Raw genomic sequence first — 23,282 nt, forward strand, 5'->3', positions numbered from 1 at the left:
AGGCGCTTAAAGCGCCTTTTTTTATAACCCGCGGTTTTTTGGGCCTAAACTTGGCAATTATCAATGGGTAGACGGTCTCTCTTCGTGTTATTGAACGCCATTGGTATTAGGTAGTGAACAAGGTATAATGCGCCCATTCTTAAAAGCCTCATAGTAATTCACCTCTCGTTAGAGAATACAGCTCCCGAATGTTAGTTGTAGTAGATGGTGTATGCGGCTTGTGCTTTTTTAGCTTTCATGACCCCTAGGATCTGATAAATGTTACCCGTTGTTGCTTTGGTTGGCCGCCCTAATGTTGGTAAGTCAACCTTGTTTAATCGCCTTACAAATACCCGTGATGCACTAGTTGCTGACTATCCGGGGCTAACTCGCGACCGTAAATACGGCCAAGCGAAATTTGAAAAGCGCCAGTTCATAGTAGTGGATACCGGCGGTATTACGGGCGATGAAGAGGGCATTGATGCTGAAATGGCACAACAGTCTTTGTTAGCTATAGAAGAGGCTGATGTTGTATTGTTTTTGGTTGACGCCAGAGCAGGTATGCTGCCAGCCGACCAAGGTATTGCTGATCATCTTCGACGCATAAACAAAAAAGTGTTTGTTGTGGCAAACAAGGTTGATGGAATTGACGGCGATAGCGAAAGTGCGGAATTTTATTCCTTAGGCTTAGGTGATATTAAGCAAATTGCTGCTGCGCACGGTCGCGGTGTTAGCCAATTGCTGCAGGACGCCTTAAAGCCACTTGAATCTGATTTCCCGGACATGGAAATTGTCGATGAGGAGCCTGAAGAAGAAGAGGATGCTGAAACGCAGCGTCAACGCCTTCAAGAGTTACCTATCAAACTTGCTATCGTAGGTAAGCCCAACGTGGGTAAGTCGACACTGACAAACCGCATTTTAGGTGAAGAGCGCGTGGTGGTATACGACATGCCAGGCACCACCCGTGACAGCGTGTACATTCCAATGGAAAGGGATGAGCGGGAATATATCCTAATCGATACCGCGGGCGTGAGAAAGCGCAAGAAAATTAGTGAAGCCGTAGAGAAGTTCTCTATTGTTAAAACTCTTCAGGCAATTGAAGAAGCTAACGTAGTGCTATTGGTCATTGATGCCAGAGAAGGTATTACCGACCAAGATCTTAGCTTATTAGGCTTTGTGCTTAATTCAGGTCGTTCATTAGTAGTTGCCGTGAACAAATGGGACGGATTAAGTACTGACGTGAAAGACGACATAAAGCGCGAGATGGACCGTCGTTTAGGCTTTATCGACTTCGCTCGAATTCATTTTATTTCTGCGCTTCATGGTTCGGGTGTTGGTAATTTATTTGAGTCTGTACAAGAAGCGTATATGAGCGCGACCAAGCGTATTAATACCGCGCTGCTTACACAAATTATGGAAATGGCTCAGGATGACCATCAACCTCCGCTGGTGCGTGGTCGCCGAGTTAAAATGAAGTATGCTCACGCAGGTGGTTACAACCCACCGGTTATTGTTATTCACGGTAATCAAGTGGATGACTTACCAAGCTCTTATAAACGTTTCTTGATGAACTATTTCAGAAAAGCGCTAGAAATTATGGGCACGCCTATTAAGATAGAATTCAGAGAAGGCAACAACCCGTTTGAAGGTAAAAAGGCTAATTTGACCTTGGCGCAGCAGCGCAAGCGCCGTCGTATGATGTCTTATTACAAAGATAAAAAGTAGCCTTGTTAAGTACATCGCTGCGCTTATTAGCGTAGTGATGTACAAGTCCGCTATTAAAAAAAGTATTAATGTCTCTTTCTTACCACGCTAGTTTTTGCCGCGTTAACATACCCAAGTATCTATAGCGTTATCAGTGTACTGCATGCATTGCATCAGCCTACCTAAGTTTCAACCCTCCTTTGCTGATTTTACTAAAGCATCAGCCGTGCCAAACTATATTCTGTCGGTCATAATTACAACTAAAGTGTAATATTTTCTATCAGTGAATAATTTTTAGCTTTCATAATATAACCTTAAATTTTGTTAACCCATGCTACATGCGGTATTGCACATAAATTAATCTATGGTTTCTTTCTTGCAGTCACAGGGAGCCCCTTCGACCGTCGGGGTAATTCTAACTATATGAGCAGGATGAATTTATGAATAAGCGAATTATTGCCGCTGCCATCATCGCAGCGACTACAATGCCAATAAAAGCAGCAATTATTACGCAAGAAGTATCCTTTGGTGAACAAGGAAGTCCTTTCGACGTGGCAGAAGTATCGCCGCTATCGGAAAGTGTGTTTATTGACGCATTTGATCAAACACTGGGTACATTGAACGCTGTAAATATAACGGTCTATGGACAGATAGACAGCGAAGGAAGATCCGTTAATGGAAGCTCTGAAGCAGGTCGCACTGACGTAGATATCTTTCTAGCGTCGAACTGGCAAGTATCCAGTAGCGTAGCTGATACGTTTGTATTTGAACAAGCAAATTTCGTTAATCCGCTTGTCTCTGCACAAAGCTCACCAGAGGGGACATTCACAATGATTCCAGGTGAAGATTCTGCCGAATTTGAGTTTGATGTGACAACAGGCGAACGGTCGGGGATGCTAGCAAACGTAGACTTGTCGGCCTTTCTAGCCGGAACTCCAATCGAATTTTTGTTTTCAACGGATGCGAGAACGAACGTATTTAATCAAGTAGACGGGGGAACGGGTAGCTTTACAAATGAATTCTCAACGGGTTCTTGGGGTAAAGTGTTCGTAGAGTTCGATTACGCCCCGACAGCCACTAGTGTTTCTGAGCCAGCGGCATTTAGCTTATTTGGCGCGGGGCTTTTGTTCTTATTATCAAACAGAAGAAAAGTAATCAAAAAATGAGTGTAACGTCTATCGATTATTACAATTTCGACCGTTTATAATCCAGACAAAGGAAGAATGATGTCAGTGGAAAAATTACACTCAGCGAAGCAGCCGCTTCAAAAAGACCAAGTTTACAATTGGTTTGATAGGTATAAACCGAGAGAACAGGCGAAAGTTCACATTTTAAGCAGTGACGTGAAACGTAAGTCAATTAATCCTGTAATGCGGTTTATTGAAAAATAAAAACAGCAACGGTTCGCTCTTACCCATTGGCCAAAGTTTAGCAACTAGTGATACAACTAATCTTTTCTATGGTATCAATTGGCGCTTTCTAAAAGCAGAGAGCGAACCTTTTTCATCATTTCAGACTCTTGCGGAACTTCTACGTTAACAATCAATTGATTAACAATATTGTCTGAAAAGTCAGGAGGAAAAGTCGTAGACACTTTTACGATTTTATCTTGTAGCTTAAAGACATAGGTTGTCGCGTAAATTGTTGGTGATGTTTCAGATGCCGCGCTCAGCCCCAATCTCCATCCTCTTAATGCGCTGTTAACCTCGTAGCGTGAGGCTGGACTGATTTGAGACAACGTTAACTGCTGTAAATCGGCTGTAGCACTAGCTCTTTGCAGATCACTTTCTAGTTGCTTAGGAAGTAGCTCGTTTTCATCTGAAGAAAGCTGATCTAAAAAGGGATATACAGTGACATCAACGAGCGCATCTTCAAACTCAGGGTGTATATAGCGAGTAATTGCACCGTTAAACGGGTCTGGATATAACTGAGTATCTAATTTAGTGAAGTCGCCAATGGCGTTTGGTACCTGTAATCCACCCTTATAGTCGCTAGCTTCTAGCGCATCGAACAAAAACTGGCTGGTAAATAATCCAGAATGTTTGGCATGTTGAATCCAGCGGGCAATCAACGATTGCGCTTCTTCTTCGGCTAAAGCGGTTTCCGTTTTCACATCTGTGTTTTCTGCGGCACTCGCATCAAATGAAGATGAGTCAATTTCTATCCCTCGCCATTGTAAAGTGAACTCTGCAAATTGTTTTGCGTGCTGTCGATGCATGCCAGGCGCTGCGCCAACATTAGCAATCAATAGTTCGTAGTCGTTTCCTTCGCCATAAGGGAACAAATGACTGAACTCTCCTGATTCGCTTAGGAGTTTAATAAAGCTGTCGGGCGAAATAGCATCTTCAAAACACAAATTAGTGGATTGAGAAGCATTTGCTTCGCTTAATGCTCGCTGGGCTCCACAAGCCCTGAGTAACGTCTCGCTCGGGTAGGTAGAAAAAACAGAGACAGGTTGATTGACCATAGAAGCAAAGGTGAAGTCAGGCACTAGTAACAGAACAAAAACGCACAAAGGTGTCAAAATTTTTGATACAGCGAACCGCTGTGACTTTAGGCTCCAAAATGCACAGGCCCGCTGGTAAATACTGGAAAAGGAAAACGCGTTTACATGAACGGGCATAATACTTAAGGCTACCTATTGCCGTTGAATGTGTGTCACTGTACTGGTTATTTCTCCGTCAGTCACCCGAGATTTTATCTCATCACCTACATTTACTTTATTCACGCTATTTATGGCTGCTTTGTTGGATAAAGTAATGCTGTAACCACGGGCGAGCGTTGAAAGAGGACTTACGGATTGTAAGAGGCTAACTTTACCACCAAGTTCATTTTTTTTGCTTCTAATGAGTGTATTCATGCTTGATAAGAGCTTGGTGCTAGCGTAATTCAGTTTGTCTTTTGCACGCGCCACGTTTGCTGATGGCGATTGTTTGTTTAGCCTGTAATCAAGACCTTGTAATCGCTTCTCTGCTTTTGCCAAGTCGTTTTGCATCTTATGCGCTAAACGAAGTTGTAGTCTGTCTAACGTTTGCCACTGCGATTGGATGCGGCTTTGTGGATGCAACGCATTTAGCCGTTGTTTCTTTAAAACAAGCTGTTGTTTACTCGTTTGAAGGTACTGATGTATTGCCCTTGCTAAGCGTTGTTTTTGCTGACTTAGCGTTTGGTAAAGAGCGGCAGAATCCTGACTTAAGATTTCGGCAGCAGCAGATGGGGTAGGGGCGCGAACATCAGCGACGAAGTCACTAATGGTGAAGTCTACCTCATGGCCTACGGCGCTAACGATGGGAAGGGCACTTGCAGCGACTTCTCTTGCTAAGCTTTCATCATTAAAACACCACAAGTCTTCTAATGAACCGCCGCCTCGCGTAAGTAACAGCACATCCACTTCTGCGCGGTGGTTAGCCGTTCTCAACGCATTAATTAACTGTAAAGGTGCGGTTTCACCCTGAACCATCGACGGATAAACAATGATTTCGGTTTGTGGGCTGCGTCGTTTTAATACACTTAATACATCGTGAAGCGCTGCACCGCTTGATGAAGTTATTACGCCGATGCGATTAATACGTTCAGGTAGCGCACGCTTGTTAGCAGTATCGAACAAGCCTTCATTGTTGAGTTTGAACTTTAAGGCTTCGAACGCTTGCTTAAGCGCACCTTCGCCATCGCTTTCCATGTGTTCGACAACCAGTTGATAGTCGCCGCGTGCTTCGTAAAGGCCAACCGACGCTCGCACTAAAATTTTGTCGCCTTCTTTAGGGCGAATGCGAACATTGCGGTTTGATCCCTTGAACATGGCTGCGCGAACTTGGGCTTTGTTGTCTTTGAGCGTGAAATACCAATGCCCTGATGCGGCTGCCACAAAGTTGGATATTTCGGCAGATAGCCAAATAAGGCCAATTTCGCCTTCCAGTACGGTTCTGGCTAAGCGATTTAGCTTGGTAACTGTTAAAATTTGTCGAGACGTAGATGGCGAATTTGTAAACATAAAAAAAATCACTGGGTTTAATACATTTAGAGTTTACCTGAAAACTAAAAAACACTACAATTGCGCCGCAATTAACCCTCAACTGAATAGGTGTTGTTGCATGCTACGTATCATCCAAGAAGCCCTGACGTTCGACGATGTGTTGCTGGTTCCCGGCCACTCGACCGTCCTCCCTCATACAGCCAACTTACAAACACGCCTTACGCGTGGCGTAACGTTAAATATTCCAATGGTGTCTGCTGCCATGGACACGGTTTCTGAAGCCCGTCTAGCTATTGCGCTAGCCCAAGAGGGTGGTATTGGTTTCATTCATAAAAACATGAAGCCCGAAGAGCAAGCCAAACACGTACGTGAAGTTAAGAAATACGAAAGTGGTGTGGTATCTGATCCGGTAACGGTTGAAGAGAATGCGACCATAGGTGAAGTTATCGCGCTTTCTAAGCGTCTTGGTTACTCTGGCTTCCCGGTGACTGACAAAGATAATAACCTAATTGGTATTGTGACAGGCCGCGATCTTCGCTTTGAAAAGCGTTTGAATTTGCCTATTAGAAACGTAATGACCGGTAAGGATGATCTGGTTACCGTTAAAGAAGGTGCAAGCTCTGATGTGGTGTTAGATCTTATGCACGAACACCGCATTGAGAAAATTCTTGTCGTCGACGACGCGTTTAAGCTTACAGGCCTGATCACTGTTAAAGACTTCCAGAAAGCAGAAAACAAGCCTAACGCATGTAAAGACTCGCTTGGTCGCCTACGTGTTGGTGCTGCGGTAAGCGTTGGACCAGGTACTGACGAACGTATTGCACTACTTGTAGATGCAGGCGTTGACGTTCTACTTATCGATACCTCTCACGGTCACTCGCAAGGTGTTATTGACCGCGTGAAAAAGGTACGTGCAGACTATCCAGACGTACAAATTATTGCGGGTAACGTTGCGACGGGCGATGGCGCGAAAGCACTTGCCGATGCCGGCGTAGATGCTGTTAAAGTGGGAATTGGCCCTGGTTCAATTTGTACTACCCGTATCGTAACCGGTTGCGGTGTGCCTCAAATTACTGCGGTATCAGATGCAGTAGAAGCGCTTAAAGATACTGACATTCCAGTAATCGCTGACGGCGGTATTCGTTTTTCGGGTGACATTGCTAAGGCGTTGGCTGCTGGCGCAAGCTGCGTAATGGTTGGCAGCATGCTAGCAGGTACTGAAGAAGCGCCAGGCGAAGTAGAACTTTTCCAAGGCCGTTATTACAAGTCATATCGCGGTATGGGTTCACTAGGCGCTATGGATCAAAGCCACGGTTCGTCAGACCGTTACTTCCAAGATTCAGATAACGCTGAGAAATTAGTACCAGAAGGTATTGAAGGCCGCGTAGCGTACAAAGGTCCAATTGCTAATATTATCCATCAGCAAATGGGCGGCTTGCGCTCAGCCATGGGCTTAACGGGCTGCGCAACGATTGAAGAGCTCAATACCAAGGCACAATTTGTGCGCGTAACTTCAGCCGGAATGGGCGAGAGCCACGTTCACGATGTAAGCATTACCAAAGAAGCGCCAAACTACCGTTTAGGTTAAGGCGACCGACGACTGCGAGGCTGGTACTACACCAGCCTTTGTTCTTTTATTTAACGGGTAAAAATAAAACATGACCACAAATATCCACGACCAACGCATACTTATTTTGGATTTTGGCTCGCAATACACGCAGTTGATAGCACGTCGTGTTCGCGAAATAGGCGTTTACTGTGAGCTTTGGGCTTGGGATGTGACCGAAGAGCAAATCCGCGAATTTAATCCTCAAGGGATTATTCTGTCAGGTGGCCCAGAGTCAGTAACCGAAGAAGGTTCACCACGCGCGCCCGAGTACGTATTTGAAGCCGGCGTGCCAGTGCTAGGCGTATGCTATGGCATGCAGACCATGGCACAACAGCTAGGTGGTGGCGTACTGGGTTCAGACAAGCGTGAATTTGGTTATGCGCAAGTAGAAGTGATTAAGCCAAGCCCGCTGCTGGATAAAATTGAAGATGCCATAGGCGATAACGGCGCGGCGCTGCTTGATGTATGGATGAGCCACGGCGATAAAGTGGCAGCTATTCCCGAAGGTTTTGAAACCATCGCGCAAACCGCTTCATGCCCACATGCTGCAATGTATAACGCAGAGAAGCAATTCTATGGCGTGCAGTTCCACCCTGAAGTGACTCACACTCGCCAAGGCATGCGTCTATTAACTCACTTTGTGATGGACATCTGTAAGTGTGAAAAGCTCTGGACAGCTGGCGCAATAATTGACGATGCCATTGAGCGTATAAAAGAAAAGGTGGGCGATGAAGAAGTTATTCTTGGCCTTTCAGGCGGCGTAGATTCTTCAGTAACAGCCATGCTGCTTCACCGCGCGATAGGTGACAAACTTACTTGTGTGTTTGTAGACAATGGCCTGCTTCGCTTAAATGAAGCTGATCAGGTAATGGAAATGTTTGGTGACCATTTCGGCCTTAACATTATCCGTGTAGACGCTGAAGAGCGTTTCCTTGATCGCCTAAAAGGCATTGAAGATCCTGAGCTTAAACGTAAAGCTATTGGTAATGAGTTCGTTCGTGTATTTGACGAGGAAGCGGGTAAGCGTGAAAACGCGAAGTGGTTAGCGCAAGGTACTATTTACCCAGACGTTATTGAATCAGCGGGTTCTGCAACGGGTAAAGCGCACGTAATCAAATCGCACCACAACGTGGGTGGTCTTCCAGAAGATATGGAGCTGGGTCTTGTTGAGCCACTGCGTGAACTCTTTAAAGACGAAGTACGCAAAATCGGCCTTGAGCTAGGTTTACCGTACGACATGCTTTACCGTCACCCTTTCCCTGGTCCGGGTCTAGGTGTTCGTGTACTTGGAGAAATTAAGAAAGAATATTGCGACTTACTACGTCGTGCTGACGCTATCTTCATTGAAGAGCTATATGCAGCTGACCTATACCAAAAAGTAAGCCAAGCGTTTACGGTATTCCTTCCAGTGCGCTCAGTTGGCGTAATGGGTGATGCGCGTAAATACGACTGGGTAGTAAGCCTTCGTGCAGTAGAAACCATCGATTTCATGACAGCTCACTGGGCACATTTACCCTACGACTTCCTAGGTAAAGTGTCGAATCGCATTATCAATGAAATTGACGGCATTAGCCGCGTAGTATACGACATTTCTGGTAAGCCACCTGCTACAATTGAGTGGGAATAAACGGGTGTAAATTTACCGAAATGAAAAGAGAGCCTTCGGGCTCTTTTTTTGTATCTACTTAAAAAAGAACAAGTTAATAAGCCTGTTACTATAAGGATGTATATTTTCGCATATATTGGTATGTTGATTCATACCAAATTTGTAACCATACCGTCATAAAAATATCATTTAATGGCGACGTCCTTCTTTAAATTTATACTAAAGGTTAATCCGTGTTCAATTACACAAGCATCAGCCGTTTGGTGATGACGCCTGTTCTCGCCAGCTTTTTAATTCTTGTACTATTAAACGGTGCCTCAATTCTAAAGTCTTTCTCGTTACTTAATTCATTCGATGAGTTAGAAAACACCCTTGTTCAGTCAGAACGAGACGTCAATACCACGCTAAGTACTTTCAAAACTCAAGTGCAAGAGTGGAAGAACGTATTGTTGCGTGGCCACAAAAAAGACGACCGAGAAAAATACTGGGAGCGATTCAAGCAGAGAGAGGCCGACATCACTCGCCAGTTTGACCTGATGCTATCAAGTAGTGTGATAAGTGAAAGCGTGAAGTCAGATATCAGGCAATTTCAAAAAGCCCATGCAGTCATGGCCGAGAAATACCGTGAAGGATACGACGCATTTATTAACTCAGGGTTTGATCCAAAGGTTGGAGATAGCTTTGTTCGAGGTATTGATAGAGAGCCTGCTAAGCTCCTCTCAGGTATCGCGGCGGAAATTGCAGCCGATTCAGCGAATGCGATTGCTGAACTTAAAGCCAATACGCGCACTATGCTCTGGATAATTCTACTGGCAGCAATTGCGCTCTCTGTGCTTTCTGTTGCTTATGTGATTGCTCGTTTGCGCTCTCAGGTTATTAAACCAACGAAGCAGGTTGCGGCGTGTATATCCAACTTGGCTCATAGCCGTTACGACTACGCGTTAACGTATTCCAGCGACCATGAATTGGGCATGCTGGCAGAATCTGCCAGGGCATTACAAAACAAATTAAAAGATTCGGTTGCGCAGCTTCAACAGGCGGAGACAGAAATGGAGAAGGCGTTTGGCACCCTCGGTAACGTCAGTCAATCCATTATGGAAGGCGCCAATGGACAACGGGATGCGTCGCGCTCGCTTGATAGCAGTACGGATAAACTTAAAGAGATTGTGCAAAATTTAGTGGCAATCACCGACCAAGTTGCTGTGGCGACAAATAACTCAGAAAAGAACGTGGCAAGTTGTTATGCCACGTTTGAAAGCGCCAATGCAGGCTTTAAGCAACTAGCAAAAACGGTAACCGAATCTAGTAATATTGTATCTGAACTGCAAAGCCGCAGTACCAATATTCTAAAAGTGGTAAATGTTATTAATGAAATTGCCGATCAGACTAACCTGCTGGCTCTAAACGCAGCAATTGAAGCTGCTAGGGCAGGTGAGCATGGCCGTGGTTTTGCTGTGGTAGCCGACGAGGTTCGAGCACTTGCAGCTAAAACACAGCAGTCGACCAAGGAAATTAACGACATTTTAAGTAGTTTTGAAGCTGAAGCTAAAGGGGCCGTTGCGGCGATGTCGTCAGGCAAGCAGCTGTCAGACACAAACGCAGCAGAAGCAGCAACAGCGCTTGAAACACTCAATAACGTGGTGAGGGATATTAAAGAAACGGCGAGCGTAGTTGTGGCGCTTAACGAAGCCGCAGATGAGCAAGAAGCTGTACTTCAGCAGGTGGAAACAATAATCAGTAATGTGGTCACATCATCTGAAAAATATCATCAACTTGCTCAGCGTGATGACATGTCACGCTCAATGAAAAGTATGTCAGAAAATGTTGAAAAGGTGGTGAACAGTTTGACCCGCTAACTGTGCTTTGTCAGTATAAACACGTTAAAAGGGAGTGTTTGAACAATGTTCACGCTCCTTTTCTTTTATCTGTTATAGATGCGCGCGTCCTAAACCAGTATTGATAATAATGACAACACCACTCGTATTTCATCCTATTTATAGCCAGTTAGATCTTCCTGAGCGACACCGATTTCCCATCGAGAAGTACGTAGGTATTCGCGATGAATTGTTAAATCGTGGTGTGGAAGCATCGCGTTTTGTTACTCCATCACCGGTTGATCTTTCTTTTCTCACTGCCTATTACGATCCGGACTATGTTGATGCACTAAGTACTGGCGCATTAGATAGGAAAGCCATGCGCCGCATAGGCTTTCCCTGGTCGCAGCAGCTGATTGAGCGTACCCGTACTGCCGTCGCTGGGACCTGTTTAACAGCCAAGCTAGCTCTAGAGCATGGAAAAGCATTGAATTTGACGGGCGGGTATCATCACGCGTTTGCTGATTTTGGTTCAGGTTTTTGCTTGTTCAACGATTTATATTTGGCAGCGAAAACTATGCAGCAAACCCCGTCCGTTGAAAATGTGCTTATTGTCGATTTAGATGTGCATCAAGGCGATGGCACAGCCAAACTTGCTGAAAACGACCGTGATATTTTTACTTTATCTATTCATGGTGAAAAGAACTTTCCTCACAGAAAGCAGCGTTCCGATATTGATATAGGGCTCGATAAGGGCACCGAAGACGACGAGTATCTAACTACGCTAGAACAAGCGCTAACGATGGTAATGAGGCAGTTTCAACCCGATGCCATCATCTATGACGCAGGCGTTGATGTGCATGTAAACGACGACCTTGGTCATTTGCATATTTCTACGCAAGGCGTGTACGAAAGAGATACGCAAGTTTTTGCGTTAGCCGAGCGTTTAGGCGTTCCGATTGCTGCGGTAATTGGTGGAGGCTACCAAAGAGATATTGCAGCACTGGTAGATGTGCATATTCAGCTTTATCGCGCGGCAGGCGTGATTGATTAGCAAACAGTGATGCCTAAAATGAAAAGAGCACGCCATACAAAAGCGGTTTGGCGTGCCCATCCTGTGTCTACGTGGTTATTTATTACAAAAAGTGCAGCTGAAAACCGATACCAATACGTTCTTGTGAGCGGTTATAGTCGATAAGCGAATCGCCATAGCCATTGAAGTATTGAAGCAAGACTTCATAGCGATCAGAGATAGGGTAGGTGAAGTCTAGCTGGATGCTGCCTCGGTTCTCATCTACGTCGAGGTTATTTCGTAAAAGCGCCAGTACTTTAAACGCGCCAATTTTCCTTCCATAACCAAGTTCCATTCTACCGTAATAGTCTTGTATATCAGGGTTATCGTCGCCGGTTGGATCAAGCGGGTCTGTTTTCTCGTCTTCAGGAATACGGTACCACGTCTTTAGGTAGTAGATATCGTCATCGTCGCTAAAGACAATAGAGGCAAATATACGGTTCCAGCTTCGAGAGCGCAGCCCGCTTTGACCGTTAGACATATGATTGAAACCAACTTGAAAAGTATTAAATTTGTAGCCAAGTACGGAATAATCGGCTGTTTCTTGCCAAAAGACTTCTGGTTCGTAATTGGTCTCGCGAAACGGCTTCGACGCTTCACTGTTATAAAGCTGCCAGAAAGAGGTTAGCGTAAAGCCAAAGTAAACGCCGTCGAATCCTGTATCTTCCAAATAAAGCGGCAGCTTTGCGCTTACCTGAAATTTGGCTTCTTTATTGTCTATGTTCTCGTTTGTGAGTTCTTCACTGGCTACAGAGCTTGGGTTGGAAACGTAAGTAATTGGAAGTAGATAGTTTTGTCTATGCTGAGTGATAGCAAACACATTATCCAGTGCTTCTTTATCGCCTTCTAATCGGTTATCCAGTGCACTTTCCGTGATGGTGTCACGTTTGATGATATCGATAACTTCAATACCGCTTTCTTCCTGAGACGATTGATTTTCTTCATTTTCAACAGTGCGCTCTTGTTCACTATTTTCTAAAGATGACGCTTGTTCGCTTACCACTTCTTGTGATTGTTGAGCGCACACAGGCGTACAAGCAGCAAATGCTGCCAAAAATACAAAAGGCTTTAACACAGACACCTTTAATTCTCCGTAACGTGGGGTTATTGTTATGCTTAACTGAAGTCCAGTGCTTGGCCTTCTGAAGATGCAAATACTTGTAGATTAGACTCTGCCACTGTGACGTATACATTACAATGGTTTACAACATCATCTATATCGTCATCAGTCCGTTCTGGATCATGACTATATAAAGCTAATTTTTTTGCGTTACATGCCATTGCTAGTTTCACCGCTTCTTCCGCGACCGAATGACCCCATCCGTTCTTAGCTGGCATGTCTGACAACATATACTGTGCATCATGTATTAGCAGATCGGCATTTTGCGCAAATTTTGCGAAATCGATAAAGTCTGTTTCTTTTTTGTAGGGAGGGTAAAGCTCATTATCTGTTATGTAAGCCACCTTTGCGTCATCGGCTTCAATACAATAGGCACTGCCACGACCGGGGTGGTTCATGGCTAAGCGAGTTATGGTTGCGCTTCCTACTGAAAATCGGCTTGTAGACTTGGGAATATCGACAATAGAAATGTTAGCTTTCAGCGCACTTCGGGGGACTGGAAATAACGACCCTTCCATTTGCTTTAAAATTTGATCAGGTTCATCAAGGAGGGTTTGACCCGGGTATATGTTGATTTCGCGTGAAGCCTGATAGATAGGCGCAAAAAAAGGGAAGCCTTGAATATGATCCCAATGGTTGTGGCTCAACAGCAGATTAATGGGTGTATTTTTTTGAATAAGGCGCTCGCCGAGCACGCGAATCCCTGTGCCTGAGTCGAGGATGATATCGGTACCATCCTCAAGCTCAATGTGAACGCATGCAGTATTACCACCATAGCGGACGTAAGCTGCTCCCGGGGTAGGGATTGACCCTCTTACGCCATAAAATGTTAACCGCATACGCCCTCTTTTCTAATCTAATCGGCGAGATCAGGCGCTAGAGTGCGGCTACAAAGTCCTTTGCTGCGCTAATATCTAACAACTGCTTTTCACCAGTACGTCTATTCTTATACTCAACCTGTTGATTATCTAGGTTTCTTTCACCAATAACAATGCTGTGAGGTATGCCAATTAATTCCATATCATTGAACATGACACCCGGACGCTCTTTTCTGTCGTCAAACAACACTTCTACGCCAAGGGCAACAAGCTCTTCATAAAGCGCTTCCGCTGCTTCTTTAATGCGATGAGACTTATGCATATTCATTGGTATTAATGCAATTTTAAACGGTGCAATAGGATCTGGCCACTTTATGCCAAATTTATCGTGGTTTTGCTCGATAGCTGCCGCAACAATTCGAGATACGCCTATACCGTAACAACCCATAGTTAAGGTTTGGTGCTTACCTGATTCGCTTAGAACGCCGCAGTTCATGGCCTCTGAATACTTGCTGCCAAGCTGGAAGATATGGCCCACTTCGATGCCGCGTTTAATATCTAGCGTGCCTTTCCCGTCAGGAGATGCATCGCCTGCTACAACGTTGCGAATATCAACGCCAGTAATATCTTCAGACCAGTTTACGTTAATATTTATCTTACCGCCTGCGCCTGCGCCTGTAGTGAAGTCAGCAAGGGCAGCTGCACTGGCGTCAATAAAAGCGGGTACAGGCAGGTTGGTTGCATCAGCAAACAATGGTGAAACGCCAAGAATATCTTTTGCTTGTTCAAATGATGCTTCAACAAGCGGGCTTGCAACGCCGTCTAACTTCTCTGCTTTTACATCATTAAGCTCATGATCAGCACGAAGTACAAGGGCTACCCATTTGTCAGAAACTACTTCTTCGCCTTTACTGTCTACTTCATTAGCGGCTTTCACTACTACGACTTTGACCGCGTTTGTCACTTCGGCTTCTACGCTTTTTAAGATGGCATTGAAATCTTTGCCTTTGGCATCTTTAGTCTCAACTGCAGCGCCCGATGCGACAGCTTTTTCAGGCGCAACAGCTTCAGCCATTTCAACATTGGCTGCGTAATCACTGTCGCTTGAGAAAGCGATATCGTCTTCACCTGATGCGGCAAGTACGTGGAATTCGTGAGAGTGATTACCACCAATAGAGCCAGAGTCGGCAATGACTGCTCTGAAGTCTAAGCCCATACGCGAGAATATATTGCAGTAAGCGTCGTACATTTTTTGATACGTTTCTTCTAAGCAACTATCTTCCAAGTGGAAGCTGTACGCATCTTTCATGGTAAATTCACGACCGCGCATAATGCCGAAACGAGGGCGTACTTCGTCTCGGAATTTGGTCTGAATTTGGTATAGGTTCAGTGGAAGCTGCTTGTAGCTGCTAATTTCATTACGCACAAGTGCAGTAATAACTTCTTCGTGCGTTGGGCCTAATACGAAATCACGCTGGTGGCGGTCTTTAATGCGAAGTAACTCTGGGCCGTATTCTTCCCAACGTCCAGATTCTTCCCACAGGTCTGCGGGCTGAACAACGGGCATTAGCACTTCTATTGCGCCTGCTTTGTTCATTTCTTCACGAACAATATTGGCTACTTTGTTGAGTACACGAAGACCAGATGGCAACCACGTGTATAGACCCGAGGCTAGCTTTCTGATCATACCAGCTCTTAGCATTAGCTGGTGGCTGATAACCTCTGCATCTGCAGGTGTTTCTTTCTGCGTGGCAAGCAAATATTGACTAGTGCGCATGTAAAGCAGGTATCCTGTTATAAATGTATTTATTACGGTTAGTGTGATGCTCTTTCGCAAACGGCAATTCGCAAAACAAAACATTGCGAAATTCTTGAACCGAGATAAGGTGTCACACGTTTGGGCGTATTCTAATTAACTGTGAGCTATTTCGCCACAGACTGTTAACACTAATAGTGTAATTATCCTAAATGAACCAGTTCGGTCACCTTAACGGCGGCATCTCTTATTTCAAACCCTACATCAATATCGTATAGCGTCACGCGGTAGGTTTTCTCATCATTTTCAATATGCTGTTTATAGGCTGGGCGAGGGTCTTGGGACAGTACCGCAGTCACCAAGGCAGAAAAACCACGGTGCTTTTTCTCTATTTCAGCAAGTGTGGGCTGGATTGTATCGGCGAATGATACGTCGCGATTGGGTATGGGGTTAATGTCATCAAGATTATCGCTGGCGCTAGGAACACTATCAGCGTACGCGATATAGGGCTTGATATCGACAAGTGGTGTGCCATCGACTAAATCTACCCCTTCAACCACTAACTGTGTCTGTCCATTACTGCTAACCACACCTTTGTTTTTCACCACAGACATGCCAATCCCATTAGGTCGGTGGGTACTGCGACTTGCCAATACGCCCATAGTGGCATTGCCACCTAGGCGAGGGGCTTTTACCGTATTTTTCCAACCGCGTTCAATGTTCTGGTGAAAGATAAAAAGCAGCCATAGGTGACTGTAATTTTCTATCCCTTTAAGCATGTTGATATCGTTAAAGCCATCTTCAAAGGTGATAATGCCTTGGCCGTTAGCCAAGTTGGGCTGTCTTGGAATAGCAAACTTTTGCTTAAAAGGTGTAGCAACGGTCGCTATCGCCTCGAGAGAAAATGAATTGTGGGTATTCACGATGTAGCCTTAACGAAGTTGAAAATGTAAAACGTTGTCATATTACTCACATAATTTGCAGGTAAAGTGACGTTTCAAGTGAAAGCTTGAGCCAAATAAACATCCTGCTTGTTATAAGGAGCTGCTTATTTGGGTTCCCTGGAGTAATCCAATACTTTGGGCCTGCTCGCATCACGAGCTTATTCTCTTTTTAGTGCGTGTTTTTTACATTGCACAAAAAGGTAAGCTTCCCGTGTTTTATCGAGCGGGCTTATCTTTTTTAAGCGTGTCTAACACACCCTCAAAATAAGGGCACCCAAGCGTCCGTGCTTTTGCAATGTTATGGCTGAATATCTTTTCGGCATCTTCTTCTTTCTTCATGTAGCGTGTGATATCAGCTTCACGAATTAAATGCAAAAGCGGGTAGGGTGAACGATTGGTATAGTTTTCAGCATCGTCTACGTCGCTACCGTCGAATACATAATTGGGGTGGAAGCTGGCAAGTTGGTAAGTGCCGCTGTATCCCCAGTCGTGCAGCATATTATCGCTAATAGCCAATACATCGAGATATTCGTTGAAATCAGCAAGGGTTGAATGCGTGAGTGCAATTAGTGTTGTAGCGGTGGTGTCGTTATCTTCTAAATGCCGCAACTCATCGTATAGCGATTGAACGACATTTCCCGCATCGCCCTCAATTACCACACACCGAATTTGATGAGGTGTTCTTACATAGCGCGCAAAGGGACAAAAGTTGTGTTTTATCACAATGTCGTCAACCCATTTAAGCGTTGCATCAATTACGTGCTGTTCCCATAAAGGAGATGTTGGTTCTGCCATAAAAGGTGTAGGTCAGTTTGAGTCTGTGTTCAACTTGAGGGGGAGTATAAAACCAAAAGGCAGAAATTTGATTTCTGCCTAACATCTAGGTTGAACTAGTTGTACTTTAAGAATGATATTTTACGTAAGCTTCCAGCGTATTCTCTATCAAACTGGCTACTGTCATCGGCCCAACTCCGCCTGGAACGGGGGTTATCCAGCCTGCGCGCTCTTTCGCTTTTTCGAAATCAACATCGCCAACAAGTGAACCATCATTAATGCGATTAATACCTACATCAATGACAATCGCGCCCTGTTTTACCCAGTCACCAGGAATAAAGTTCGGTTTACCTACTGCGACTACCAGTAGGTCTGCACGTTGAACGTGACTTTTAAGGTCTTGAGTAAACTTGTGACAGGTAGTAACGGTGCAGCCAGCTAGAAGCAGTTCCAGGCTCATAGGGCGCCCCACAATGTTCGACGCACCTACAATGACCGCGTCTAAGCCTTTTACAGGGCGCTTGGTTGACTCTATCATGGTCATGATGCCTTTTGGCGTGCAGGGACGTAGTGCAGGAATACGCTGTGCAAGGCGGCCAATATTGTATGGATGAAATCCGTCGACATCTTTATGAGGGTGAATACGTTCAAGTACCTTTTCTGCATTTAACCCTGCAGGTAAAGGAAGCTGTACCAGAATTCCGTCTATCTCTTTATCTTCGTTTAGCTCGTCCACTAAATTTAGCAAGGTCTCTTCTGTGGTATCAGAAGGAAGGTCGAAAGAGCGAGAAACGAACCCCACTTCTTCGCACGCTTTACGTTTATTGGAAACATAAACTTGAGAAGCTGCATCACTGCCAACAAGGACAACGGCTAGGCCTGGTTGTCTTTTACCTGCTTGCGTAAGCGATTCAACATAGGAGGTTACGTGTTGGCGAACTTGTTTGGCAATTAGTTTGCCGTCAATAAGATGGGCGGTCATAGTCTTGTACGATTCTTATATGGTTGGGTGGTCAACAAGTGCCCTATATTGTTTCATAAAATAGGACTAATACTCTAGTAGTTATTACTCTGCAATTATTCGCCACAAATGTTCAACGTAAACGACCGTTAATGGAAAGCCTGATGCTTACCCTTTAAAAGAAGCGCAAACCTAGGCTAAAGACAGGCAAATACAAGGGTAATTGTTCAAAAAAACGTGAGAATGGATGCTTTGTGAGCGGTTGATGATTTTATTTAAAAAAGTGTTTGACGAGGTGGGGGGATGTCAGTAATATTCGCACCCCGTAACGGCACAGAGGCTAACGCTTTAAGGTCGGTACGACAGTCGGTGAGTGGCGCAGCTTGGTAGCGCACTTGTTTTGGGTACAAGGGGTCGCAGGTTCAAATCCTGTCTCACCGACCACTTTTTGCAGCGAAGATTCGCCAAGCGCCCGTAGCTCAGCTGGATAGAGCAACGGCCTTCTAAGCCGTGGGTCGCAGGTTCGAATCCTGCCGGGCGCGCCATGCGAGTCAGGTAGGTCCTGATAGCAAGGCTGAATTTTCGTATTTACACTGCTAAAATAAAGCGTGTAAATTGCAAACACACCCTATGGTGGGCGTAGCTCAGTTGGTAGAGCCCCGGATTGTGATTCCGGTTGTCGTGGGTTCAAGTCCCATCGTCCACCCCACTTTTTTGCGGAAGTGGTGGAATTGGTAGACACGCTGGATTTAGGTTCCAGTGCTTCACGGCGTGAGAGTTCAAGTCTCTCCTTCCGCACCATATTTTCAAGCTTTATCAAAAGCTTAATGTAAGCATTCCAGTCGGTGAGTGGCGCAGCTTGGTAGCGCACTTGTTTTGGGTACAAGGGGTCGCAGGTTCAAATCCTGTCTCACCGACCATTTATGCTTTCTTCGATTCAGTAAATACTTCTAGCCAAGAGTGATAAATCATCTGTGGGCTAGGGTATGAGTCGACTTTAACTACCGAGTAGCTATGTAAGATCCTGACAGCTCGGTAGGCGCTTATGTGTTTATCAATTCACACATAAGACTGAACAGGATTACTGTGGTGGGCGTAGCTCAGTTGGTAGAGCCCCGGATTGTGATTCCGGTTGTCGTGGGTTCAAGTCCCATCGTCCACCCCACTTTTTCGCGGAAGTGGTGGAATTGGTAGACACGCTGGATTTAGGTTCCAGTGCTTCACGGCGTGAGAGTTCAAGTCTCTCCTTCCGCACCATATTTAAAGCTCTCGCAGGGCTTTTCAAAAAGATATATCTGTCGGTGAGTGGCGCAGCTTGGTAGCGCACTTGTTTTGGGTACAAGGGGTCGCAGGTTCAAATCCTGTCTCACCGACCATTATCTTTCTCTCTTCTCTATTCATTGCTCAATAAATTCGCATAAATTCCGTCTTTTTCGCTATTTAGGCTATTAGTTTCGCTATTTGGTCAAAATGCGTTCAAATGGTTGTTACAAACTTGTGTTTGCCTCTCGACTCTTGTGGTATGCGGCTGTATACTACCGCGTCTTTTTTTAACCAGTACGTTTGTTTCAGGTTGGCTTTTTGACACAATTTCGTGTCCTAACTTTGATTTTATAAACGTCGAATAACGACCTCTACCCCGGAGTGATATGCAACTCTTGCATGACGGGAGAGGGGATTGAGAACAAAACGCCTGTAAAGGCGTATAGTTGAGGTAACATAATGCAAGTTTCAGTCGAGACGACCCAGGGTTTAGAACGCCGTCTTACTATCACCGTTCCAGCTGACACGGTTGATTCAGCAGTTAAGTCACGTCTACAGCAATTGGCGAAAACACAACGCATCAACGGCTTCCGTCCAGGTAAAGTTCCTGTAAACGTAATCAAAAAGCGTTTCGGCCAAGCTGTTCGCCAAGAAGTTGCTGGCGATGTTATGCAGCAAAACTTCTACCAAGCAGTGATTCAAGAAAAAATTCAGCCTGCTGGTATGCCGAAGTTTGAACTGACTAAAGACGAAGACGGTCAGGACCTAGAATTCACAGCATCTTTCGAAGTTTACCCAGAAGTAGAAGTGAAAGGTGTTAGCGATATCGAAATCGAAAAGCCAGTAGTAGAAATTACTGACGAAGATCTAGATAACATGATGGAAACACTTCAGAAGCAGCACGCAACTTGGAAAGAAGTTAAGCGTAAAGCGAAGAAAGACGACAAAGTTATCATCGACTTCGTTGGTTCTATCGACGGTGAAGAGTTTGAAGGTGGTAAAGCAGACGACTTCGCTCTTGAGCTAGGTAAAGATCGCATGATCCCTGGTTTCGAAAAGCCACTTGTTGGCGCGAAAGCGGGTGAAGAAGTGACTATCGAAGTAACTTTCCCTGAAGACTACCACGCAGAAAACCTAAAAGGTAAAGATGCAGTTTTCCAAACTACCGTTAAGAAAGTAGAAGGCCTAAACCTTCCAAAAGTTGACGAAGAGTTTGCTAAACTATTCGGTGTTGAAGAAGGCGGTGTTGACGCACTTAAAGCAGAAGTTCGTAAGAACATGCAGCGTGAACTAAACCAGACGCTAAAAGCGCAAGTTAAAGAAGACGTTATTGCTAAGCTAGTTGAAGCTAACGAGATTGATATTCCTCAAGCGCTTATCGATCAAGAAGTGAATGCACTTCGCGAGCAAGCTAAGCAACGTTTCAGCCAGCAAGGCGGTGGTCAGAACCTTCCAGACCTACCAGCTGAATTGTTTACTGACAACGCTAAACGTCGCGTATCTATTGGTCTTCTTCTAGGTGAAGTGATCAAGCAGAACGAACTTAAAGCAGATGAAGCTAAAGTTAACGAGATGATCGAAACTGCTGCTTCAGCGTATGAAGATCCGCAAGAAGTTGTTGATTACTACAACAACAACCAAGAGCTTATGCAACAAATGCAGAACGTTGCACTAGAAGAACAAGCTATTGAGTGGGTTCTTGAGCAAGCAAAAGTTACCGAAGTAACTAAAGCTTTTGACGAGGTTATGAACAAACAGGCGTAATTTTTTACTGTCTGATTGACATTACTTGTCAGCAACTGCTTAAATGCTCGGAGCCTTCCGAGCATTTTTGTTTTTAACGCTAGATAATCAAGGTAGCTATGACTAATACCCCGTTTGACCCAATGAATGCACTTGTTCCTATGGTTGTTGAGCAAACCTCTAAAGGTGAGCGCTCATACGACATTTATTCTCGCCTATTGAAAGAAAACGTAATTTTCTTGGTAGGACAAGTTGAAGATCACATGGCCAACCTCATCGTTGCTCAAATGTTGTTCTTAGAAGCTGAAAACCCAGAGAAAGATATTTTCTTATACATTAACTCACCAGGCGGTTCGGTAACTGCTGGCATGGCAATTTACGATACGATGAAGTTTATCAAGCCAGACGTGAGTACAGTATGTATGGGCCAAGCTGCAAGCATGGGCGCATTTCTACTATCTGCAGGAGCAAAAGGTAAGCGCTACTGTCTACCTAACTCGCGCGTAATGATTCACCAACCGCTTGGTGGCTTCCAAGGTCAGGCATCTGATTTTGAAATACACGCGAAAGAAATTCTGTCTATTAAAGAGAAATTGAATCGCCTTATGGCGGACCATACTGGTCAAGACTATGAAAAAGTCGCGCGTGACACAGACCGTGATAACTTCTTGAGTGCAACTGAGGCAAAAGAATATGGCCTTGTTGACCAAGTTTTAGCAAATCGATCTGACGTAGCCGCAACTAAGTAGTATAGTTATAGTAGACCTGAGCCAGTGCATAGCACGTTTTGGTTTTCGGCTCAGGCAAGGCAGAGGCAAAAGTAATGAGTGATAAGCAAAGCGGTGACGGTGATAATAAGCTACTGTACTGTTCGTTTTGTGGCAAAAGCCAACACGAAGTAAGAAAGTTAATAGCAGGCCCGTCGGTATTCATTTGCGACGAGTGTGTTGAGTTATGTAACGATATCATTCGCGAAGAAATTAAGGAAATCGCGCCTAAGCAAAAGCAGGACGCTTTACCTAAACCAAGTGAAATTCATGCTCACCTAGACGATTACGTTATCGGGCAAGAACATGCAAAGAAGGTATTATCAGTAGCGGTATATAACCACTACAAGCGCTTGCGCAATGGCGACGTTCACGAAGGCGTAGAACTTGGCAAAAGTAATATTTTGCTAATAGGACCTACCGGTAGTGGTAAAACGCTGCTAGCGGAAACCCTAGCGCGCCTGCTTGATGTTCCGTTCACCATGGCTGACGCAACCACGCTAACTGAAGCTGGCTACGTGGGCGAAGACGTTGAGAACATCATCCAGAAGTTACTGCAGAAGTGCGACTACGACGTAGAGAAAGCGCAGCGCGGAATTGTTTACATCGATGAAATTGATAAGATTTCTCGTAAGTCAGACAACCCATCTATCACTCGTGACGTTTCGGGTGAAGGTGTACAGCAGGCGCTTCTAAAGCTGATTGAGGGTACGGTTGCGTCTGTTCCTCCGCAGGGTGGACGTAAGCACCCACAGCAGGAATTCTTGCAGGTTGATACCTCTAAGATATTGTTCATCTGTGGTGGTGCGTTTGCTGGTCTTGATAAAGTTATTGAGCAACGCGCACAAAAAGACACGGGTATTGGATTTGGTGCTACGGTTAAGTCGAAAGACAACAGCAAACAAATCAGTGAACTGTTTAAGCAAGTTGAGCCTGAAGACTTAGTGAAATATGGTCTGATTCCAGAGTTCATTGGACGTCTACCGGTAGTAACAAGCCTTGAAGAGTTGAATGAAGAAGCACTTATTCAAATTCTACGCGAGCCTAAGAATGCAATCACCAAGCAATATGGTGCATTGTTCTCGATGGAAGATGTAGAGCTAGAGTTCCGTGACGATGCACTTAATGCTATTGCTAAAAAGGCAATGGATCGTAAGACAGGCGCACGTGGTCTTCGCTCAATCGTTGAAGCGGTTTTGCTTGATACTATGTACGACCTTCCTTCAATGGAAGACGTGAGCAAAGTGGTTATAGATGAAACCGTTATTCGCGGTGAATCAAAACCTATCTTGATTTACGACAGCAACGAAAAGAAAGCCGCCTCTGAATAGATGCTGGTTTTGTGAAAAAAGGCCCTTCAGGGCCTTTTTTTGTTTTTA

17 protein-coding genes and 8 tRNA genes are annotated in these 23,282 nt (G+C 44.8%); 17 read left to right on the top strand and 8 right to left on the bottom strand.

The window, feature by feature from the left end:
- The first annotated feature begins 258 nt into the window (after window positions 1–258).
- Window positions 259–1,704 carry a ribosome biogenesis GTPase Der gene (der, locus tag ACFI6J_RS19350; RefSeq protein WP_202942216.1) on the top strand — a complete coding sequence of 482 codons (1,446 nt, stop codon included), beginning with the start codon at window positions 259–261 and terminating at the stop codon, window positions 1,702–1,704.
- Between the two features lie 419 nt (window positions 1,705–2,123).
- Window positions 2,124–2,849, top strand: a complete 726-nt coding sequence (locus ACFI6J_RS19355) for a choice-of-anchor E domain-containing protein (protein WP_014950162.1) — start codon at window positions 2,124–2,126, stop codon at window positions 2,847–2,849.
- A gap of 299 nt (window positions 2,850–3,148) precedes the next feature.
- Here ACFI6J_RS19355 and ACFI6J_RS19360 read toward each other — a convergent pair whose 3' ends face one another.
- Entirely contained in the window at window positions 3,149–4,306 is a 1,158-nt protein-coding gene (locus tag ACFI6J_RS19360; RefSeq protein ID WP_416022336.1) for a hypothetical protein, read from the bottom strand.
- A gap of 15 nt (window positions 4,307–4,321) precedes the next feature.
- On the bottom strand, window positions 4,322–5,674 hold the full coding sequence (gene xseA, locus ACFI6J_RS19365) for an exodeoxyribonuclease VII large subunit (protein WP_416022334.1): 1,353 nt from the start codon (window positions 5,672–5,674) through the stop codon (window positions 4,322–4,324).
- Window positions 5,675–5,774: 100 nt separating this feature from the next.
- Between xseA and guaB the strand changes: the two genes are divergently transcribed.
- The 4 genes from guaB (at window position 5,775) to ACFI6J_RS19385 (ending at window position 11,739) form a co-directional block, all read left to right on the top strand.
- Window positions 5,775–7,244, top strand: a complete 1,470-nt coding sequence (gene guaB, locus ACFI6J_RS19370; protein ID WP_014950158.1) for an IMP dehydrogenase — start codon at window positions 5,775–5,777, stop codon at window positions 7,242–7,244.
- A gap of 70 nt (window positions 7,245–7,314) precedes the next feature.
- Window positions 7,315–8,892, top strand: coding sequence for a glutamine-hydrolyzing GMP synthase (gene guaA / locus ACFI6J_RS19375; protein WP_014950157.1), 1,578 nt, complete (start codon window positions 7,315–7,317; stop codon window positions 8,890–8,892).
- Window positions 8,893–9,104: 212 nt separating this feature from the next.
- Window positions 9,105–10,727, top strand: a complete 1,623-nt coding sequence (locus ACFI6J_RS19380) for a methyl-accepting chemotaxis protein (protein ID WP_416022331.1) — start codon at window positions 9,105–9,107, stop codon at window positions 10,725–10,727.
- Between the two features lie 109 nt (window positions 10,728–10,836).
- The gene (locus tag ACFI6J_RS19385; RefSeq protein WP_278343933.1) at window positions 10,837–11,739 is read left to right on the top strand and encodes a histone deacetylase family protein; all 903 of its coding nucleotides are present in this window, start codon (window positions 10,837–10,839) and stop codon (window positions 11,737–11,739) included.
- A gap of 82 nt (window positions 11,740–11,821) precedes the next feature.
- Here ACFI6J_RS19385 and ACFI6J_RS19390 read toward each other — a convergent pair whose 3' ends face one another.
- The 6 genes from ACFI6J_RS19390 to folD all read right to left on the bottom strand — a co-directional run bounded on the left by ACFI6J_RS19390 (window position 11,822) and on the right by folD (window position 18,151).
- Window positions 11,822–12,838 carry a phospholipase A gene (locus ACFI6J_RS19390; protein WP_075177065.1) on the bottom strand — a complete coding sequence of 339 codons (1,017 nt, stop codon included), beginning with the start codon at window positions 12,836–12,838 and terminating at the stop codon, window positions 11,822–11,824.
- 35 nt (window positions 12,839–12,873) lie between these two features.
- A complete protein-coding gene (locus ACFI6J_RS19395; protein ID WP_101565267.1) occupies window positions 12,874–13,716 on the bottom strand; it encodes an MBL fold metallo-hydrolase in 843 nt (280 codons plus the stop codon).
- Window positions 13,717–13,753: 37 nt separating this feature from the next.
- Window positions 13,754–15,472: a proline--tRNA ligase gene (locus tag ACFI6J_RS19400; RefSeq protein ID WP_039231569.1), complete on the bottom strand. Its 1,719-nt coding sequence runs from the start codon at window positions 15,470–15,472 to the stop codon at window positions 13,754–13,756.
- 182 nt (window positions 15,473–15,654) lie between these two features.
- Entirely contained in the window at window positions 15,655–16,374 is a 720-nt protein-coding gene (tsaA, locus tag ACFI6J_RS19405) for a tRNA (N6-threonylcarbamoyladenosine(37)-N6)-methyltransferase TrmO (protein ID WP_462586335.1), read from the bottom strand.
- A 237-nt stretch (window positions 16,375–16,611) separates the two neighbouring features.
- Window positions 16,612–17,190, bottom strand: a complete 579-nt coding sequence (locus ACFI6J_RS19410) for a DUF1415 domain-containing protein (protein ID WP_039231571.1) — start codon at window positions 17,188–17,190, stop codon at window positions 16,612–16,614.
- 106 nt (window positions 17,191–17,296) lie between these two features.
- Window positions 17,297–18,151: a bifunctional methylenetetrahydrofolate dehydrogenase/methenyltetrahydrofolate cyclohydrolase FolD gene (gene folD, locus ACFI6J_RS19415; RefSeq protein WP_061486168.1), complete on the bottom strand. Its 855-nt coding sequence runs from the start codon at window positions 18,149–18,151 to the stop codon at window positions 17,297–17,299.
- 346 nt (window positions 18,152–18,497) lie between these two features.
- On the opposite strand from folD, the gene ACFI6J_RS19420 reads away from it, so the two are divergent.
- The 11 genes from ACFI6J_RS19420 (at window position 18,498) to clpX (ending at window position 23,234) form a co-directional block, all read left to right on the top strand.
- Window positions 18,498–18,574, top strand: a tRNA-Pro gene (locus tag ACFI6J_RS19420).
- A gap of 24 nt (window positions 18,575–18,598) precedes the next feature.
- A tRNA-Arg gene (locus ACFI6J_RS19425) sits at window positions 18,599–18,675 on the top strand.
- A gap of 88 nt (window positions 18,676–18,763) precedes the next feature.
- Window positions 18,764–18,839, top strand: a tRNA-His gene (locus ACFI6J_RS19430).
- Window positions 18,840–18,846: 7 nt separating this feature from the next.
- Window positions 18,847–18,931 (top strand) — tRNA-Leu (locus tag ACFI6J_RS19435).
- Between the two features lie 42 nt (window positions 18,932–18,973).
- Window positions 18,974–19,050, top strand: a tRNA-Pro gene (locus tag ACFI6J_RS19440).
- A 169-nt stretch (window positions 19,051–19,219) separates the two neighbouring features.
- Window positions 19,220–19,295, top strand: a tRNA-His gene (locus ACFI6J_RS19445).
- Between the two features lie 7 nt (window positions 19,296–19,302).
- Window positions 19,303–19,387, top strand: a tRNA-Leu gene (locus tag ACFI6J_RS19450).
- Window positions 19,388–19,429: 42 nt separating this feature from the next.
- Window positions 19,430–19,506: transfer RNA gene (locus ACFI6J_RS19455), tRNA-Pro, on the top strand.
- A 346-nt stretch (window positions 19,507–19,852) separates the two neighbouring features.
- A complete protein-coding gene (tig, locus tag ACFI6J_RS19460) occupies window positions 19,853–21,157 on the top strand; it encodes a trigger factor (RefSeq protein WP_321824668.1) in 1,305 nt (434 codons plus the stop codon).
- Window positions 21,158–21,255: 98 nt separating this feature from the next.
- Window positions 21,256–21,885 carry an ATP-dependent Clp endopeptidase proteolytic subunit ClpP gene (clpP, locus tag ACFI6J_RS19465; RefSeq protein ID WP_014950147.1) on the top strand — a complete coding sequence of 210 codons (630 nt, stop codon included), beginning with the start codon at window positions 21,256–21,258 and terminating at the stop codon, window positions 21,883–21,885.
- 74 nt (window positions 21,886–21,959) lie between these two features.
- Window positions 21,960–23,234: an ATP-dependent protease ATP-binding subunit ClpX gene (clpX, locus tag ACFI6J_RS19470; protein ID WP_014950146.1), complete on the top strand. Its 1,275-nt coding sequence runs from the start codon at window positions 21,960–21,962 to the stop codon at window positions 23,232–23,234.
- Window positions 23,235–23,282: the final 48 nt, after the last annotated feature.

The sequence above is a fragment of the Alteromonas sp. G4i13 genome (assembly GCF_054960505.1).